Raw genomic sequence first — 17,822 nt, 5'->3', positions numbered from 1 at the left:
GCATCAATTGGGGGCTATCCGACCTCGATCATGAGGTGTTTGAGGCCGGTGACCATCCCGGTGTGGAAGTGCTCGACGCCGACGACCTGGTAAGCCGGTACCCGTTGGAGCCACGCCCCCAAAATCACGTTCAACTGAAGCTGGGCGAGGTTGGCGCCCAGACAGTAGTGGGTGCCGATGCCGAACGCGAGGTGGGGATTGGGGTCGCGCCGAATATCGAAGGTGAACGGATCTTCGAAGACGGCCTCGTCGCGGTTTGCCGACGGGTAGATCAAGTTGAGCAGTTGACCCTCCTTGATCGTGACCCCTCCGAGTTCCACGGTTTTCGTCGCCGTTCGGGACATCGCCCGGATGATGCTGGTCCAACGAAGGACTTCCGGGATGGCTGTCGGCATCAAATCCGCATTGGCGCGGATCGCGGCTGCTTGGTCGGGATATTGGGCGAATAGCTCGACTCCGAAGGAGCTTGAGTGTCGGGTTGTCTCGTTGCCCGCCACGATCAGCAGCAGAGCGAACTGCCGGAGATCCTCACCGGTGAGAGGATCCTCCGAATCGGCGGCAACCAGCGATAGGAGATCGTCTGTCGGGTTGGCCAGCTTGTCCTCGATATGGCCCGCTAAATGGCTCGTCCAGGCCTTGCCGGCGGCTATCCCCTTCTCAGTTACCCCCGGAATGTGGGACCGCCCGCCCGCAGCCATCATGTCGTCGGACCAGTTGCGGATGTCCGCCCTGCGCTCCTCCCCGATGCCCAGCATGTGCATAATCACCGCCAGCGTGGTGGGAACTGCTACTTCTTCAACGAAGTCGCCCCCGCCTGCGGCCAGCAAGCGGTCGATTCCCTGGTTGGCCTTCCGAGCGGCGAGCCCCCGCCACAGCTTCACCATTCGCGGCGTGAACTGCTTGGAGACGAGTCGGCGAAGGCGGGTGTGATCGGGCGGGTCCATCGTGATCATCGAGAGTTGGGTGGGCGAGAAGTACGTGACGCCGTGTTTGGAGCTGAATGTCTCGGTATCACGGGAGACGCTGGTGATGTCGGCGTGCCGGGTAATCAGCCACCAGCCGTTCTCGTCGTCCCACGCCACCGGGTTGTGCTCGCGCAATTCGGCGAGCTGCTGGTCGCGATCCGCGAACGAGGTGTCGCAGGCCGTGAGGTCGTACACGGCGTTCCTCCGATCAATCGAGCCCGAATTGTCTACGGCACTCCCTTCTCTAAGTGGTACAACTTGCAATGGAGACACCGCAACCTATCAATCCTGCAACGGCAGCAGGTCGTCGGCCAGAGCCTCGATCTCGGCCTCCCAGTCGGACGGTTCTCCCAGGGGCATGACCACGAATTTGGAGGCGCCGGTCTCGATGAAGGCCTCGATCTTGGGGCGCAGATCCTGGCGGCTTGACGCCACTAGGTCGCCGGGGTTCTTGTCGGGTTGGCGCAGCTTGATGAGTTCGAGGAATCGGTCGGGGAGTGGGCCGTCGGTGTAGGCCAGCAGTGCCCCGTAGTGTTCGGGGTCGATTTCCCGGTCTGCCTCGTCAGCGTGCTGTTTGATGGTGGCGATGCCGTCTCGCACATCCGCGGGGGTGACGAAGGAGGGGAGCCAGCCGTCGCTTAGCCGGCCGACGCGACGGAGCTCGGAGGGGGCGATGCCTCCCATCCACACGTCGAGGGGCTGCTGGACCGGCTTGATGTCTACTCGGGCGGCGTCCAGATGGAAGCGGGGGCCGTGGTGCTCGACAACGTCTTCGGTCCACAGCCGGCGCATGAGCGGCAGGGCCTCGTTGAACCAGGCCGCCCGGTCCATGCGGGCCACCCCGAAGGCCTGGTGCTCGGCGGTGAGAGCACGGCATGGCCTTCGCCAGCGGCATGGCGGCAGAAGATGCGCTGATCGGCATGATGCGCCCCGGCGACCACGTGATTCTGGGGACCGACGCTTACGGGGGGACCTTCCGGCTCATTGCCCGGGTGTACGGCGAGCGGGGTATCGAGTGGTCGGCGGTGGACATGGCCGACCTGGACGCGCTGGCCGGGGCGATCCGCCCTGAAACCCGCCAGATATGGGTGGAGACCCCCACCAATCCCATGCTGGCGGTGGTGGACATCGCCGCGGTGGCCGATGTGGCCCACGCGTCGGGTGTCGACGTGGTGGTGGACAACACCTTTGCCACCCCGTACCTCCAGAACCCGCTCGAGTTGGGGGCCGATGTAGTAGTGCACTCCACCACCAAGTATCTGGGCGGCCATTCCGACGTGGTGGGCGGGTTCATTGCGGTGAACCGGGATGACCTGGCCGAGCGGCTGTCGTTCGTCCAGAACGCCGTGGGCGCGGTGCCCAGCCCGTTCGACTGCTATCTGCTGCTGCGGGGGGTAAAGACGCTGGGGGTGCGCATGGACCGCCACTGCGACAACGCCCAAGCGGTAGCCGAGTTCTTGGCCGGCCACCCCACAGTCGACCGGGTGCTGTTCCCCGGCCTGCCCGACCACCCGGGACATGAGATCGCGGCTCAGCAGATGCGCCGCCCCGGCGGAATGGTGTCGTTCGTCCACGCGGGGGGCGAGGCCGCCGCAGTGGCCGCAGTGAGCGCCACAAAGGTGTTCCGTCTAGCCGAATCCCTAGGAGCGGTGGAATCCCTCATAGAACAGCCCTCCACCATGACCCATCTGTCAGTGGCCGACTCGCCCCTGGCCGTGGACCCCGGCTTGGTGCGCCTGTCGGTCGGCATCGAAACCGCCGACGATCTAATGGCCGACTTGGAGCAGGCGCTGAGCTAGGCGGGGAAGGCCCGCATCGGCGAAAGACTGGGCTTTCCGGATCGCGTTCTCCGCTACCGGATGTAGTCGGGCTGCCCGCGCGTGGAGCCGGGACAAGCCTTCGGCCAGCAGTTGCAGGACCTTGGGCTTGTCTGAGAAGCGGTCTTGGGTTTGAAGGTATTGGGCGGCGGGGGAGTGGTCGGCGGAGAGGTTTCGGATGTAGCGGGCGACGGTGGCGGGTTGCTTCCAGCGTCCGGCGATCATGAGCGCGGCCATGTCGGCACCGGCAGCAGCAAGGTCTTGGGCCATGCCGATGCGGGGGGAGTGGGTGGTGATGCCCGCGGGGTCGATCCCGGCTTGTTGGGCGACGGCCTTCAACCGGCGCCTGAGGGTGCTGGCGCTGATGGGGAAGATGCGGTGGTGGGATTGGGCATCCGGGGGCCGTATGCACTCGAGGGCTTCGAGCGCATCAGCGGAGATGGGGCGCACCGCTCCTTTGCCGGTCTGGTCGGTCTTGGAGCGGCGGATCAGAACTCTTCCGGTTTCTGCTTCGTCTGAGCGGGAGACGTCGCCCCACCTCAGAGCCAACAGCTCACTACTGCGAAGCAGGGCGTCGTGGCTGACGGTGATCATGGCCAGATCGGTCAGGGCGCGTTGGATGGTCTGGGCTGGCAGGTTTGGCTGCGCGAGATATTCGAAGGTGTGTTTTGCGATCAGCACTATGTGATGCTGCCTGAGAGGTGTGGCTTGCCTGGGTTCGTAGCCCGCGGCGGCGGATCGGCGGTCGATTCCGTTCATCAGCCGGCGCACATCGGGGTGTTGCGCCGGATTGTCTCCGAGGCAGTCCCGGTGTTCGTAGCTGACAGCGGCGAGGTAGGTACGCAGTGTGGTGGGCGTTTTGCCTTCTTGCCATAGGGTGGCCAGCCAGTTTTGGAGGTCGCCGGGCTCAGCGGGGAATGTCGGGAGGCCTCTGGCTTCTGCCCATCTGATCCAGCTATTCCATCCGGTGCGGTAGGTCTTTTGGGTGTTGGGGGAGAGCGCGGCCGCTTTGCCCTCTTCTACCAACTGGTCTATGGCCCCACAGCCCCAGACGATGTCCTCGGCCGAAGGTATTCCCGCGTCACAAACAATTATTGATTCCATGCCGCTGATCTAGTGAATGAGCACGGCCCGGCACGAATCGTAGTCATATGTCGCCGATTCATCTGGACATACTGTGATATGGCGGATAATTGCCTTTATTGGTTAGTTGAAATTGGCGGTGCTTGTCAACCCTTTCCTGACATGCAGCCGTTACAAGTGCCATATCCAGCGGGCAGCACACCCGGTGGCCTGGGGATATAGAACACAGTCCGGGTCGTCGAGTGTGGCGGGGCGCGGTGTTCCCAACACCGGGTCCGATGAGATGCGGCGTCGCCCGGAACCGGGATAACAGCCGCGGCGCTGTGTAGCGCTCTCGTCCGGCGAGGCCGAACCGGCCCGCCGCAGACGCAGGAAAACCCCAGTTCCGACCTCGTCTCCACGGCCTCGATCGCCCCGCTTGCCGCCCCTCCTATCGGGGTTTGTGCGTGACGGATAAAGGCAATTATCCGCCGTGCAACAGATCGGGGAACCAGACCGATGAACCAACACTCGTCTTTTGACCAAGCCGACGGGCCCGCAGCCGCCGGCAAACAGATCAGGCCGGGCGCAACAGGCGGCGCGTCCCTGGGGCGGCGCGCCGCCACGTTGGCCGTGTGCGTTTGCGTGCTTGCTGCGGGCCTGGTGTTGGCCGCAGCAGGAGGGTCCGCCCCCGCTGATGCCCACGAGCAGACCCGGCCCGTCGAGCGGACGCGCAAGGTGACCCCGCCGTGCGAGTTGGTCGTGGTTTTCAATAAGGCGGTGACGTACTGCCCGCCGCCGTACACCGAGACCTACACCGTGCAGGTGCCGGTCTTCCATTTGCACATCAAACAGTGCTGGGACGGGTCGGTGGTGGCCGACACCGCCCCCTGCCCTCCGCGTGCCAAACCGGTGGTGCCCGACGTCAATCCCAACCTGCCCTGCGGGGGCCGGTCTCCGTGCCCCACGCCCAATGACGATCAGTCGGGCAGCGATGACACTTCGGGTAATGACGATCAGTCCGGCAATGACGATCAGTCGGGCAGCGATGACACTTCGGGTAATGACGATCAGTCCGGCAATGACGATCAGTCGGGCAGCGATGACACTTCGGGTAATGACGATCAGTCCGGCAATGACGATCAGTCGGGCAGCGATGACACTTCGGGTAATGACGATCAGTCCGGCAATGACGATCAGTCGGGCAGCGATGACACTTCGGGTAATGACGATCAGTCCGGCAATGACGATCAGTCGGGCAGCGATGACACTTCGGGTAATGACGATCAGTCCGGCAATGACGATCAGTCGGGCAGCGATGACACTTCGGGTAATGACGATCAGTCCGGCAATGACGATCAGTCGGGCAGCGATGACACTTCGGGTAATGACGATCAGTCCGGCAATGACGATCAGTCGGGCAGCGATGACACTTCGGGTAATGACGATCAGTCCGGCAGCGATGACACTTCGGGTAATGACGATCAATCCAGCAGTGGTTCGGATACTAGGGACAATTCATCAGCCGATGGTGCGGACAATTCCGGCGGCGATTCCAGCAGTGAGCAGGCGTGCAATAGCGACAAGACTTGCAGCGATCAAGCTGGCAGCGACGACAACTCGGACAGCAGTGAGCAGGCGTGCAATAGCGACAAGACTTGCAGCGATCAAGCTGGCAGCGACGACAACTCCGGGTCCGAAGACAATAGTAATGACGCCACGGCGTCGGCTGACACTGGGAAGAAGTGCCCCGCTGGTCAAAAGGTGGAGATTGTCGCTAGGGGTGGTCCGTCGGCGGTTGAAGTGTGCGTGAGTATTTGTCCGGCTTATCACGATTACAACCCGGCTGTGTACGGTGCTAGTAGGCCGTGTGTGAAGCGGCCCTGTCCGGCTGGCACTACGGCTGACAATACGCGTCGTGTTTGGGTGAATATACGCAACGGCGAGCTTCGATATGAAGGGATGAGCCAGGGCTATTGGAGACGGGCTAGTTGGGTTGCTGATTCATCACGGCCCGATTGCTTTAGCGCAGTGATCGACAATAGCGGCGGCTTTAATATCAATTGGGGTGCTATTGCGGATGAGATTGTCGAGGGGTATAGGGCGGCTGATCGGTTTACTTATAACCTTGTTTGTCGAGGTCGTGTTTCACTCAAAGCCGGGCAGACGGTCGCTAACCAAGCTGAGGAAGCGGCCCGCCAGTCTGCTTTGCGGTCGGTTAGGCAGAATGCTTCGAGGATTGGCGGCGCTTCGGGTGTTGTCACTTATGTTTTGATCGAGGATGCTTGCGAGCGGTCGAAAAAGAAGGCCGAGGCTGAGGCCAAGGCTAAGGCCGAGAGCGATGAGACGGGCACGGCGGTAGGTAGAGCGGCAGGCAAGGTGGTGGCTACGGCCACGGCCACGGCTACGGCCACGGCGGAGAGTGAGAGCGGGGTTCCTGCGGGCTATGACAACTCGCGGTGCATTCCGATCAGCTCGACCTACACGGTGTGCTACTACCGGGTGAACGGGCAGTGGGTGGAGCGGACTTTCAACGGTCCGCCCCCGTCGTAGTCGTTCGGCGGCTGGCCATGCCTTGGCGTAGCCGGTGGGAGAGGGTGCCCCCGATCCTTCGGGGACACCATCCCCACCGCAGCCGCCGATTCAGTCCCAGTCGATGTGTGTGTCTGAGCGGTAGGCGATCTGGCTGGGGCACGAGCGTTTTCAGAGTCCACTCAATGGCGTCGGATGGCAGCCGAGGTCGACGCGTTGGACGACTCGGAGGACCTTGTCGAAGTGCTGGACTCGGACGCGGTCACCATTGCGTGGATCTCCGGGGCCGACTACCTGGAGTGGCGGCATTGGCTACAGGCCAACGATCGCCTACCCGCAGACGTGTGGCTGTCGAAGGCTGCTGCTGCGGGCGTGCCGTACCGGCCGGTCAGCTCCTAGCGGTTCCTATGGTGCCGAGGGCGCCGACGCCAGCGCAGCGGCGTGGCGCCCGGCGCCTAGGTGCGCCCGCTGGCTGGCCGGCTTGCCTCGGTGCCAGCGTTGCGGGCTAGTTTCGTGGCCGGCATCGAAGCTCGCGGATTTCGATGGCGTGAAGTGCGACTAGCTTGGAGGGGACTATCGCCGGGGAGAGTGAGTGATTGATGAAGCAGTCAACAAAGGAGCGTTTGAAGGCTAACGAGTTCTGGATTTCGCTGGCATTGTTGCTGGGCGTTATGGAGCTGGTGCATTTGATTGTTCCGGGTCTTAGTTCGTGGCAATTGGGGTTGGCGGCGCTGGTTGCGTTCTTCGCAAGTAGCAAGCTTTGGCGAGCGGTGTGGAAGCGATGGGGCATTGCGGATGGTGATGTTGCTCCAAGTAAGTTGAGCAAGGGCCTTTCTCGTGGTCTGAGGGCGCTTGTAGCGGTTATTTTAATGTGGGCCGTTATTAGGATCGTTATGTCGGTGGCTGAGGCTCATCCTCCGACAATCTAGAATAAACGGGTTGTTGGTTGAATTGTTAGCTACTCGGTTGCTGTCCAAGTGCAAGAGGGTACTAAAGAGGCTTCGGTTAGACATCACTAATGTTGGACGGCGGCTAGTCCTGGTCCGTTCGGAGCTGTGGGCTGTTATACGTGGTACACGAAGAAAACTGTTCCCAATATGGTTACCAAGATTGTGACTAGGCATAGGGTGATATACAAGACCGTTCAAGTGTCGGTGTATGATCCCCATTACGAAGCTCCAGCAGGTAATTCCAGTAACAATGACCAGAAGGATCAGGGTCACCCGTCGGGGAGTAGCGATCAGTCGGGCAAGCCGTGTACGTCAGATACGAACTGTAACGGAAACAACGATTAATCCGGCAACGACGATCAACCCGGTAAGCCGTGCAATTCGGATACGAGCTGTGGGGACAACCGTGATCTGCCGTGTTCAGCAGGTTACCAGTGGCACAAACCGGGACAATTGCCCGCTGTGTATACCGGCCAAGATCGGGACGGTAACCTGGTGGCGTTCAATGATCCTGAATCCGGGACTAATCCGTATATCACGGCGAGTTCTAAAGTAGGGTCTTGGGAGCGGTTGGCTGGGAATGGGAATGCGGCCTCGGTAGGCCGGGACGTGTCCAGAGGAATACAGTGAGGGGCATGGCCCACAGTTTTGTGGACCGTGCAACCAGGTTGGTGGGAGAAAGCCGCATTTCCTTTTTTGCATTTCTTCTCGCCGTTCTGGCTACCCCACGCTTGTCTGGACCCAGTGTGAGTCTATGGGGTTACCTGTTGTTGTCAGCGCGATAGCCGGTTTGGTTGCGGCTGTATTGTTGGGGATGTTGGCCCGTTATGTGGTTGCCGTACTAGACGAAACTGCCAGCCGGTGGATCAACCGGCGCTGGCCAGACTAGGGGGTGGCGAACTCCACCAGTGGTCGTGACGCATCATGAGGTTTTCTCCTGTTGTCCGGTCACTTGGTTTATGTGGTCCGATCTAGTCCTGCAACGGCAGCAGGTTGACGGCCAGGGCTTCGATCTCCTCCTCCCAGTTTGGAGGCTCGCCTAGGGGCATTACCACGAACTTGGAGGCGCCGGTTTCGATGAAGGCTTCGATCTTGGGGCGCAGCTCTTTTCGGCTCGACGCCACTAGGTCTCCGGGGTTCTTGTTGGGTTGGCGCACCTTGATGAGCTCGAGGAACCGGTCGGGCAGCGGGGCGTCGGTGTAGGTCAACAGCGCCCCGTAGTGCTCGGGGTCGATTTTCCGTTCTGCCTCATCAGCGTGCTGTTTGATGGCGGCGATACCGCGTCGCACGTCGTCGGGCGTGACGAAGGAGGGCAGCCAACCGGCGCATGAGGGCAGCGCCTCGTTGTCGATGAGGGGTTCGTCAGGGCGCTCTATACGAGCGGCGGCTGTTCGTGCAGAAGGGCACCGGGGTTCAGTTCCCAGCGGTTGCGGGGGCTACGGGGTTGAGGCTCGGTCATGCGGACCAGGCCTCGGTCTGCCATGGGGTTCAGCCAGTAGAGGACGCTTTGCTTGGAGATGCCCATTTCCTCGGACAGCTCTCTGCTGCTCCGGGGGCCGTGTGAGAGAAGTTCGGCGATCTGGTGCTCGCGGGGAGCGAGGTACCGTGGGCCTGGAGTGGCCGCGATCCTCGCCCAGGGGCCGTGCTCGGTTCCCGGGCCCGGCTGGCGGTCGCCGCGCATAGCCTCCTTGTCTTGGTCGGTCGCCAGCTCCGGTGTCCGAGAGCGGCTCTCGCGCTCGGACACCTCCCAGTCCGGGGCGTCGATGACCACCTTGAGTTCATTGACGTAGTCGTATAGGCGCATCGGCTGAATGCGGCCTCGGCGCAGGGCGGTGACCGCGGCGCGCAGGCCCGAGCCGCGGTTCTCGCACACCGGGCGGCCCGTGCTGGGTATCACCACGTCTTCCAGCAGCTTGGCGAGCCGGGCGTTGCGGGTGGCCGTGATGCCGCGTTTTACCAGTTCCTCGACGTTGGATACTCCTGCGTTGGCCCCGTGCAGGCCTCCGATGCTGGAAACCTCGAACCGCTCGGGAAAGAGCCGGATCCGGACCTGGCTGCCGTGGGCTGTCCGATGGTAGTCGCGGTGCATCAGAGCGTTCGCCACAACCTCCCGAATCGCCTCGACCGGGTATTCCCAGGTGTCCTCTCTCCCGGCGCCCACTACGACAGACCGGCGGCGCATATTGCGCTGCATCGCTTCCACGGCTGCTGACACGATCGCTGGGATCGGCCCGTCGAGGGCTCGGTTGTCGATGAAGCGGGTGCCGTCGGCGGTGGGTTCGCCGGTCGAAGTCGGAAGCACGACGAACGATGCGGAAAGCTGGGGGAAGAACTGCTGGGGATAGCGGCCCAGCGCGAGGAGTCCCGCCATAGTGAGGGCGGAGTCGGCTGCGGGCTCGGCAAACACGCCCACCATGTGCAGCACCTCTTCATCGCTGGCCTCGGCGAACACCGGGCCCCGGGTCGCGCGCAGCCGGTTGAGAGTGGCGCTGGCGAGCAGGCGGTCGAGGTTGGAGGGGCTTGACCCCTCGACCGGCTCGGCGTCGTCGGCGGGCTGTCCCCTGCCCGCGACCATCAGGTGGACCTCGTAGGAGTTCAGGCGGCGGTCGCCGTCGTGAGTGCGAAGGAACGCGCCGTTCTCCATTCCCCTCGACTTGACGTAGCACGGGCGCCGCTGGAAGTCCGTTGGCTGGACGGTGGCCACCACCACGGGACGGCCGTCCACTCGGGCGATGTCGATCTCGGGCCTGACCGCAGGCTCCAGCCTGTCCGAGCAGGCCGACGCCAAGTCTGCCGCCAGCTTCCCAGCGTCGATGTCGACCGGCCGGAAATCGTCTTCGCTCAGCCCGAGGATCATCAGCCCGCCACTAGCGTTCGCGAACGCGCACACCGACTCCACCGCCGTCTTTGGCAGCTTCTCGGCGGCTTTCTTGACCTCCACGTACTGGAAGTCTGTGCCTGCGGCCCGGAGCTTTTTGATCGCGTTGTCAACGACGCTTTGAAGTCCCTCTGGTGGTGTTGGGTTGGAATCAGTCACGTTTCGCCCCTCTGCTGTTCTGCCAATTCCCTAAGCTTACAAACAGCTAACAGAACAGACAACCCAACAGACAGGTAACTAGCGGAACAGACAACCCAACAGACAGGCAACGAACTGAACCTCCCCGGGCTTCATGCTGGCTGTGGGTGCCCCTGGGTTTCGCGTAGGTTTGATATTGGATTCTGCCGTCGTGGGTCGTGGGAGGTTCAATGGCACCGAGGGTTTATCCAGTGGAGTTCTGCAACGGCAGCAGGTCGTCGGCGAGGGCTTCGATCTCTGTCTTCCAGTCCGGTGGCTCGCCTAGGGGCATGACCACGAACTTGGAGGCGCCGGTTTCGATGAACGCCTCGATCTTGGGGCGCAGCTCTTGGCGGCTTGACGCCACTAGGTCGCCGGGGATTTTGTCGGGTTGGCGCAGTTTGATGAGTTCGAGGAACCGGTCGGGGAGCGGTACGTCGGTGTAGGCCAGCAGCGCCCCGTAGTGCTCGGGAACGATTTCCCGTTCTGCTTCGTCGGCATGCTGTTTGATGGTGGTGATCCCACTCCGCATGTCTTCGGGGGTGACGAAGGAGGGGAGCCAGCCGTCGCTCAGGCGGCGGACTCGCCTCTAGCAGTGGACCCCGGCTTGGTGCGCTTGTCGGTCGGCATCGAGACCATCGACGATCTACTGGCCGACCTAGAGCAGGCTCTCAGCTAGACGGGGAAGGCCCGCACTAGCGCCAGCAGCCTTCACCGCTGATGAAGCGCAGAGAGTGCGCTCATTTCTTTCTGCCGAACATGTGCTACTGGTTCCCGGTACCAGCCGGAGGCTCAAACTCGACTATTCCTGGTTACCTGGTTCCTGGAGATATCTGATCTCCAACTCCGCGGGCGAGACCACTGGGGGGCGCTGCTCATCCCATTCGAGCAGGTCTTTGTCGCCGGTCACGATGTAGGCGGCGTTGTGCTCGCGTGCTAGAGCGACAAGGTAGTCATCGGATGGGTCTCGGGTAACGGGGACCACGTCTTCAGGATCGGGAACCATGTCGATCAGGGCTGCAATGTTGTCGAGGAAGCGCCTGGCTGCATCAAGATCGATTCGCTTGCGGAGTCTGGGCCGCCGAAGGACATCTGCTATTTCGCCAAGAAGTGCTGGACACATGACGGCATTGAAGCCAGGCGAACTCATCGCCTGCTGGACGATCCGGTGCGAGGGTCCGGTTTGAATCGCAGCAGACACATACACGTTCGCATCAAGCACCACGCGCACGGCGGGAATCAGCTTCGCGCGCGCCGACGGCGCACGGCACGCACCTCTTCGACGGCGATCTCCATCGCCTCCTCCTCTGAGAGGTCGGTGCTCAGAGCAGCTGTAGCCGCTAGATCATCGCGAGCTCGTTTCGCGAAGCGCTCCCAAGCCGACTGGCGGCTCATACCGAGCGCCTTGCCAATCTGCTCCCAGCTCGCGCCGGAGGCACGCGCCGCAGCAACCTGACGGTGCCGAAGCTCGTCCAGCTCCTCCTCGGAGCGGGCAAGTTCGCCGAGGGCCTCCAGTGGCTCGGCTGGCAAGGCATCCGCAGAGATCAGACTCATACCGTCAGGATAACCTGACTCTCCTGCCTGCGCAGCATCGCTTTTGCCGACGAGCCGATGCAGCCCAAATGCCGATGTCGGCCCTCCTTTTGAGCATGTATATGCAAGAGGGCTTCCCAGTGTCGGCTGGACACTTGGCTCATGCGGCTCGATCTAGTTCTGCAATGGCAGGAGGTCGTCGGCCAGGGCTTCGATCTCTGTCTTCCAGTTTGGAGGCTCGCCCAGGGGCATGACCACGAACTTGGAGGCGCCGGTTTCGATGAACGCCTCGATCCTGGGGCGCAGCTCTTGGCGGCTTGACGCCACTAGGTCGCCGGGGTTTTTGTCGGGTTGGCGCAGTTTGATGAGTTCGAGGAACCGATCGGGGAGCGGTCCGTCGGTGTAGGCCAGCAGCGCCCCGTAGTGTTCGGGGTCGATTTCCCGGTCTGCTTCGTCGGCATGCTGTCTGATCGCGGCGATGCCGTCTCGCACATCCGCGGGGTGACGAAGGAGGGCAGCCAGCCGTCGCTCAGGCGGCCGACTCGGCGGAGCTCAGAGGGGGCGATTCCTCCCATCCACACGTCGAGGGGCTGCTGGACTGGCTTGATGTCTACTCGGGCAGCGTCCAGATGGAAGCGGGGGCCGTGGTGCTCGACCACGTCTTCAGTCCACAGCCGGCGCATGAGCGGCAGGGCCTCGTTGAACCAGGCGGCCCGGTCCATGCGGGCCACCCCGAAGGCTTGGTGCTCGGCGGTGTCGGCCACGCCGAGGCCGAATGCGGGCAGCAGCCGCCCGTTGGAGATGCGGTCGAGGCTGGCCATGGTCTTGGCCAAGAGCACCGGGTTGCGGCCGGGCAGCACCATGACGCTGGGGCCGAACTTGAGATGCGTGGTTCGAGCGGCCGCGAAGGTCATGGCCACTATCGGATCGAGAGCGGGGCCGCTGGCCCGCTCGGCCACCCACAGCGAGTCGAACCCCAACTGCTCCAGCCCGTCGACCACTGCGCCGAAGACCTCGGGATCCCCCGACGCCATTCCGCCTCCCACGCCGACACCGATTCGGACCCGCATGTCAGGAGAGCTTGGCGATCTCGGCGGACTCGTCCGGGTCGGGCTCGGTGTCCAAGAAGGCGTTGAGCATTTCCGCGGCCACCTCGGCGGACACCAGGCGCAGGCTCAGGGCCAAGACGTTGGCGTCGTTCCAGCGACGGGCGCCGCGGGCGGTCTCGGCATCGGTACACAGTGCTGCCCGCACGCCAGGCACCTTGTTGGCCGCCATCGACACTCCGGTGCCGGTCCAGCAGCACACCACCCCCACGTCGGCGGCGTCGCCGACCACCGCCTCGCCGACAGAGCGGCCCACGTCGGGCCACGGTGCTCCTTCGGCGGTGGCCGCCACCACGTCGTGGCCTTGGTCGGTCAAGTGCTGCTTGATCGCATCGGTGAGCGTGGTGGGCTCGTCGGTCCCGAAGGCGATGCGCATCGCTAGTTCGCCAGGTCGGCTTCAAGAACGTCGAGGTTGAAGCCGTAGAGGTCGGCGCAGTTGTCCCTCACGATTTGTTGCTGCTCGTCGTCGGGCACGTCGGCCAGGGTCTCGGCCACCACCTCTCGGGAGCGGGGGAAGGTGGACTCGGTGTGGGGGTAGTCGGAGCCCCACATGAGCGTGTGGGTGCCGAAGGTGTCCCGCACCCGCACGCCCACCGCATCTTCCTGAAAGCTCACGAAGCAGTTGGAGCTGAAGTAGTGGCTGGGGCGGGCGTCGGGATCGGCGAAGCGGTGCCAGTCGCCCCGCAGCGGCCGGTCGGTGTAGCAGTAGTCCATCTGGAACAGCCAGAACGGGATCCACCCCACCTCGTGCTCCACCGATCCCACCCGCAGCTTGGGATGGCGCTCGAACACCCCGGCGAAGATCATCTCGCCCAGCGACTTCCGCACGAAGTGGTCTTGGAGGTAGAACGCCGCCTCCGACACCGCCCGGACGTCATTCTTGGTCTGACCGCTGGCACTGGCGAGGTGTCGGCCGGTGGCTACGTGCATGGACAGGGGGACGTCGAGGTCGACCGCGGCCGACCAGAACGGCTCATAGCGGGGGCTGTCGTAGCCCTGGCCCGCCGGGGGCATGACGCTGACCATCGCCCCGGACAAGCCCATGTTGCGGCATCGGGTCATCTCGGCGATGGCCTCGTCGATGTCGTCGAGGTTGATGAGGGCGATGCCCTTCAGGCGCTCGGGGTCGTGGGCGCAGAACTCGGCAATGAAGTCGTTGTAGAGCGCCATGGTGGTTGAGCACAGCTCAGAGTCGGGGATGCTGTAGGCCAACAGCGCCTCGCTGGGGTAGATCACCGAGGCGGCCACTCCGTCGGTGCGGTTGTCGGCGATGAACTTCTCGGGGTCGTAGGCCCCGGGGCGGACTTCGTCGAACGACGCCTCGATGCGGAGCTTGGTGGGGTCTTGGTCGAATCTGTTGCCGGCTTGGAAGCCCAGAAACGACATGGAGCGCTGGCCGTCGATGTACCACCAGTCGCCGCCGGGCTCGCGGCGCACCTGCGGGACCCGCTCGGCCATCGGCCCGGTGGCCCGCTCGGTCCACAGGTCGGGCGGCTCGATTATGTGGGAGTCGGACGAGATCATCATGGCGGTGGGGCTCATGGCGCTCCTTGTTGGCTGTTGTGGGTTGAGCGGCGAGTCGCAAGGGTCACCGGTTCAGTATCGCGCCCCGCTCGCAGCAGATGCCCGGGCCGGGCGTCGGTGAATCGGCCATCGGTGACCACCTCGCCACCGTTTACGATGACCGACGCCACCCCGACGGCCTCGCCGTAGAGCCGTCCTGCGCCCGCAGGAAGGTCGTAGCGGGTGTGGACCGGGCCGGGCGCGACTGTGTCGGGGTCGAATACCACCAGGTCGGCGTGCCAGCCCTCGGCTATGCGACCCCGGCCGGCGATTCCGTAGAGCCGGGCGGGGATGTCGGTGAGCTGGCGGATGTGCTCCTCCAGGCTCAGCAGGCCGAACTCGCGGGTCGCGGCCAGCGATCCGGTGGTGTAGGTGAAAAAGTCGAGCTGATCGAGATGGGCGCCGGCATCAGAGGCCCCCATCACCACGCGGTCATCAGTCCAGAATCGGGCCCGGGCCTCCCAGTCGGCCCGGTCGGCCCCATTGGCCGACGACACCAGCACGGTGCGCAGGTCGTCGGCCACTGCGATGTCACAAAGGGCATCCCACGGGCTCACACCTCGCTCGGCGGCCACCTCGCCCACGGTTCGGCCCTCAAGCGGCTTGGTATGCGAGCTGAACCCTTCACCGATCACATAGGCCCCCCAGTCGGCGAGGTGGGACAGGCGCATCTTCACCGACCGGGCGGAGCGGTCGAGCTCTTGGCGGCGCACCTGGTCGGCCAGTAGCTCTCGACGCTGGTCGTGGGGCAGGGCCATCGGGTCTTCCCAGCCGGGCAGGGCGGCCAGTACGGCCGGGGTGGCCAGGCAGTGGCGGGCGGTGATGGCCAGCGGAATGGTCAGGGCCAGCACCTCAGCGCCCCGCTCGGCGGCGGCATCGGACATGAGGAGCCGATCCCAGCCCCCGGGCTCGGTGGCCGCGTCGACAATCACCGGGTTCCAGTTGAGCGGTCGGTCGGCGGCCAGCGACATGTCGGCCATGAGTTCGGCCAACTCGGGATCGAACCCCTCGACGCCAGGGGAGATCTCCACCACGGTGGCCGCGGTGTCGCGTACTGCTTGGCACAGGGCGATGATCTCGCTGCGGTCGGCGGCCCGGGAGGGGACCGGCCGGCCGTCGCCGTCGTGATGGGTGGTGGATGTGGAAGTGGAGAATCCCAGGCCACCGGCGGCCAGACCGGATCTCACCAACTCGGCCATGGCCTCAACCTCGGCGGGGGTGGCCGGCTCAGACGACCGCTCGCCCATGACCGTGCGGCGGATGGCCGAGTGGCCCACCAGGAATCCGGTGTTGGCGGCCAGCGGCCGGTCGGTGCGGTCGAGGTACTCGGCGGTTGTGCGCCAGTCCCAGTCCAGGCCGGTGGCCAACGATTCGGCGGGCATGCCTTCGACCCGGGCCAGCATGGCCAGCAGGTAGTCGCGGGCCTCGGGGGCAAGGGGGGCCACGGTGAATCCGCAGTTGCCCCCGATCACGGTGGTCACCCCATGGAGGGGCGACGGGCTGAGGGTGTCATCCCACAGCACGGCGGCATCCAGGTGGGTGTGAATGTCCACGAACCCCGGGGCCACCACCAGTCCCGTGGCATCGATGGTGCGGGCCGCGGCGTCGCTCAGCCGAGGGCCGATCTCGACGATGCGTCCGTCGGCGATGCCCAGATCAGCCCGATGTCCAGGCCCGCCGGTGCCGTCGATCACCGTGCCGCCTCGAATGGCGAGGTCCAAGCTCATCGCAACAGCTCCGCGGCTCGTTCGCCCAAAGCGATGCAGGTCAGGTTGGTGTTGGCCCGGGGGATCATCGGGAGTATGGAGGCGTCGAACACCGACAGGCGATCGACGCCGTGAACCTGGCCCCGGTCATCCACGACGTCGCCAGCGTTGGGGTCGGGTCCCATACGGCAGGTGCCCGAGGCGTGGTACCAGGGGAAGCTGAACTGCTGGGCGTATTCGGCCAGGTCGGAGTCGTCCCCGTCGGCGAAGACCGCCGAGTCGAGCACCGCAACCCGCTCGAATCGCTCGGCGAGCGCCTCGTGGGTGGCCAGTTGGTGGCAGAGCCGCAGGCCGGCGGTGAGCTGGGCGACGTCATCGGGACTGTCCAGCAGGTTTAGATCGATAACCGGCGGGTGTTCGGGGTCGGGGGAAAGCACCCGCAGCCGTCCCCGGGACCGGGGGATCTGGATGCCAGCACAGATGCCCCAGATCAACTCGGCGCCGCACACTTCGGCCAGAGCCGGGTTCTCGGTCAGGTCCCAGTGGTTCATCATGCCGATCTGCATGTCGTTGGTCACCGGGCTCTCCGGCGAGCTGTAGCGGATGAGCAGCTGGTGTTGCACCATGTCGGTGGTCACCGCTTCCTCGGGGGGAACCACGAAGATGAACGCCCCTACGTGCTCCATGAGATTGGCCCCCACGCCGGGGAGGTCGGCGACCGAGCGGATGCCGACGGCCTCCACGTCGCGCACCGGGCCGATGCCCGAGCGCATCAGCAGTGCCGGCGAGTTGAATGCCCCTGCGCAAACGACGATATGGCGTCCCCGAGCCTGTTCCAGATCAGCGCCATCGGAGGAGTAGGCCACCCCGGTGGCCCGGTCTCGCTCAATCACGATGTGGTGGGCGAAGGCTCCGCCGACGATGTGGAGGTTGGGGCGGCCGTCGGCCGGGCGGAGGTATCCCATGGCGGTGGACACCCTCACTCCGTCCACCACGTTTTGGGGCGACGGGCCGATGCCCTCCGACACCCCGTCGTTGTGGTCGTCGACCCAGGCCAGACCGATGTCTTGGGCCGCGGCCAGAAGCTGCTGCTGGGGGACGACCAGATCTTCTTTGGCCGCCCGCCGGATGGGAATGGGGCCGCCTATTCCGTGGAGGTCGCCGCCAAGGGGATCGTCTTCGAGGCGCCGAAAGCACGGCGCCATGGCCTCCCAGCTCCAGTTGGGGCTGGCCCAGGCGTCGTAGTCGCTGGGCATCCCCCGCAGCGCCACACCGCCGTTCACCGCTGACCCCCCGCCCAAGGTCCGACCTTGGGGATAGGGGGCGGTGGCGTCGCCGGTGGTGCGGGCTTGGAAGCCCCAGTCGCGCCCGGTGTGGGAGAAGTCCACCGCGCCCAGTTGGTCGGCGTCGGGATCGGGTTCGATTGGCCCGGCCTCCAGAAGCAGCACGGAGGTGCCGGAGTTCTCCGACAGCCGGGCGGCTAGCACTGCTCCAGTGGAGCCCCCGCCCACGATCACGAAGTCGTAGATCATG

At 64.3% G+C, this 17,822-nt stretch carries 17 protein-coding genes and 2 pseudogenes; 5 read left to right on the top strand and 14 right to left on the bottom strand.

All coding sequences use genetic code 11. From position 1 onward, the window contains the following. Positions 1-14: 14 nt before the first annotated feature. Both ACOGJC_RS04475 and ACOGJC_RS04470 read right to left on the bottom strand, forming a co-directional pair. Positions 15-1,160: a cytochrome P450 gene (locus tag ACOGJC_RS04475; protein ID WP_419847309.1), complete on the bottom strand. Its 1,146-nt coding sequence runs from the start codon at positions 1,158-1,160 to the stop codon at positions 15-17. Between the two features lie 87 nt (positions 1,161-1,247). Next, positions 1,248-1,868, bottom strand: a complete 621-nt coding sequence (locus tag ACOGJC_RS04470) for an LLM class flavin-dependent oxidoreductase (protein WP_419848194.1) — start codon at positions 1,866-1,868, stop codon at positions 1,248-1,250. Here ACOGJC_RS04470 and ACOGJC_RS04465 point away from each other — a divergent pair. After that, positions 1,835-2,764, top strand: a pseudogene (locus tag ACOGJC_RS04465) (PLP-dependent transferase); the annotation flags it as partial. The gene ACOGJC_RS04470 and the pseudogene ACOGJC_RS04465 sit on opposite strands and share 34 nt — an antisense overlap. Here the strand turns inward: ACOGJC_RS04465 and ACOGJC_RS04460 are convergent. Then, positions 2,732-3,886, bottom strand: coding sequence for a tyrosine-type recombinase/integrase (locus tag ACOGJC_RS04460; protein WP_419847308.1), 1,155 nt, complete (start codon positions 3,884-3,886; stop codon positions 2,732-2,734). The pseudogene ACOGJC_RS04465 and the gene ACOGJC_RS04460 sit on opposite strands and share 33 nt — an antisense overlap. A 720-nt stretch (positions 3,887-4,606) precedes the next feature. Here ACOGJC_RS04460 and ACOGJC_RS04455 point away from each other — a divergent pair. The 3 genes from ACOGJC_RS04455 (at position 4,607) to ACOGJC_RS04445 (ending at position 7,305) form a co-directional block, all read left to right on the top strand. After that, positions 4,607-6,397 carry a hypothetical protein gene (locus ACOGJC_RS04455; protein WP_419847307.1) on the top strand — a complete coding sequence of 597 codons (1,791 nt, stop codon included), beginning with the start codon at positions 4,607-4,609 and terminating at the stop codon, positions 6,395-6,397. A 174-nt stretch (positions 6,398-6,571) separates the two neighbouring features. Continuing rightward, on the top strand, positions 6,572-6,775 hold the full coding sequence (locus tag ACOGJC_RS04450) for a hypothetical protein (protein ID WP_419847306.1): 204 nt from the start codon (positions 6,572-6,574) through the stop codon (positions 6,773-6,775). Positions 6,776-6,975: 200 nt separating this feature from the next. Then, on the top strand, positions 6,976-7,305 hold the full coding sequence (locus ACOGJC_RS04445; RefSeq protein WP_419847305.1) for a hypothetical protein: 330 nt from the start codon (positions 6,976-6,978) through the stop codon (positions 7,303-7,305). 992 nt (positions 7,306-8,297) lie between these two features. Here ACOGJC_RS04445 and ACOGJC_RS04440 read toward each other — a convergent pair. The 3 genes from ACOGJC_RS04440 to ACOGJC_RS04430 all read right to left on the bottom strand — a co-directional run bounded on the left by ACOGJC_RS04440 (position 8,298) and on the right by ACOGJC_RS04430 (position 10,913). Beyond that, positions 8,298-8,615 carry a hypothetical protein gene (locus ACOGJC_RS04440; RefSeq protein WP_419847304.1) on the bottom strand — a complete coding sequence of 106 codons (318 nt, stop codon included), beginning with the start codon at positions 8,613-8,615 and terminating at the stop codon, positions 8,298-8,300. A gap of 83 nt (positions 8,616-8,698) precedes the next feature. Beyond that, positions 8,699-10,363 carry an RNA-binding domain-containing protein gene (locus ACOGJC_RS04435; protein WP_419847303.1) on the bottom strand — a complete coding sequence of 555 codons (1,665 nt, stop codon included), beginning with the start codon at positions 10,361-10,363 and terminating at the stop codon, positions 8,699-8,701. 223 nt (positions 10,364-10,586) lie between these two features. Further along, positions 10,587-10,913 (bottom strand): hypothetical protein, encoded by a 327-nt coding sequence (locus ACOGJC_RS04430; RefSeq protein ID WP_419847302.1) that lies wholly within the window; start codon positions 10,911-10,913, stop codon positions 10,587-10,589. A gap of 36 nt (positions 10,914-10,949) precedes the next feature. On the opposite strand from ACOGJC_RS04430, the pseudogene ACOGJC_RS04425 reads away from it, so the two are divergent. Then, positions 10,950-11,060, top strand: a pseudogene (locus ACOGJC_RS04425) (PLP-dependent transferase); the annotation flags it as partial. Between the two features lie 123 nt (positions 11,061-11,183). Here ACOGJC_RS04425 and ACOGJC_RS04420 read toward each other — a convergent pair. From ACOGJC_RS04420 to ACOGJC_RS04385, 8 genes are all read right to left on the bottom strand, one after another. Beyond that, a complete protein-coding gene (locus tag ACOGJC_RS04420) occupies positions 11,184-11,612 on the bottom strand; it encodes a putative toxin-antitoxin system toxin component, PIN family (RefSeq protein WP_419847301.1) in 429 nt (142 codons plus the stop codon). Between the two features lie 8 nt (positions 11,613-11,620). Next, a complete protein-coding gene (locus ACOGJC_RS04415) occupies positions 11,621-11,935 on the bottom strand; it encodes a hypothetical protein (RefSeq protein ID WP_419847300.1) in 315 nt (104 codons plus the stop codon). 153 nt (positions 11,936-12,088) lie between these two features. Further along, positions 12,089-12,241 carry a hypothetical protein gene (locus tag ACOGJC_RS04410; RefSeq protein ID WP_419847299.1) on the bottom strand — a complete coding sequence of 51 codons (153 nt, stop codon included), beginning with the start codon at positions 12,239-12,241 and terminating at the stop codon, positions 12,089-12,091. Further along, the gene (locus ACOGJC_RS04405) at positions 12,241-12,984 is read right to left on the bottom strand and encodes an LLM class flavin-dependent oxidoreductase (protein ID WP_419847298.1); all 744 of its coding nucleotides are present in this window, start codon (positions 12,982-12,984) and stop codon (positions 12,241-12,243) included. The genes ACOGJC_RS04410 and ACOGJC_RS04405 overlap by 1 nt, the downstream gene beginning before the upstream one ends. 1 nt (position 12,985) lies before the next feature. Beyond that, a complete protein-coding gene (locus ACOGJC_RS04400; RefSeq protein WP_419847297.1) occupies positions 12,986-13,396 on the bottom strand; it encodes an RpiB/LacA/LacB family sugar-phosphate isomerase in 411 nt (136 codons plus the stop codon). A gap of 2 nt (positions 13,397-13,398) precedes the next feature. Further along, on the bottom strand, positions 13,399-14,562 hold the full coding sequence (locus ACOGJC_RS04395; RefSeq protein ID WP_419847296.1) for an amidohydrolase family protein: 1,164 nt from the start codon (positions 14,560-14,562) through the stop codon (positions 13,399-13,401). Continuing rightward, a complete protein-coding gene (locus ACOGJC_RS04390; RefSeq protein WP_419847295.1) occupies positions 14,559-16,310 on the bottom strand; it encodes an N-acyl-D-amino-acid deacylase family protein in 1,752 nt (583 codons plus the stop codon). The genes ACOGJC_RS04395 and ACOGJC_RS04390 overlap by 4 nt, the downstream gene beginning before the upstream one ends. Next, positions 16,307-17,821, bottom strand: coding sequence for a GMC family oxidoreductase (locus ACOGJC_RS04385; RefSeq protein ID WP_419847294.1), 1,515 nt, complete (start codon positions 17,819-17,821; stop codon positions 16,307-16,309). Before ACOGJC_RS04385 ends, ACOGJC_RS04390 begins: the two co-directional genes overlap by 4 nt. Position 17,822 lies beyond the last annotated feature (1 nt).

The organism is Candidatus Poriferisocius sp., assembly GCF_965204015.1.
Classification (GTDB): domain Bacteria; phylum Actinomycetota; class Acidimicrobiia; order Acidimicrobiales; family Bin134; genus Poriferisocius.
This window is presented reverse-complemented; position numbering and strand designations above follow the sequence as displayed.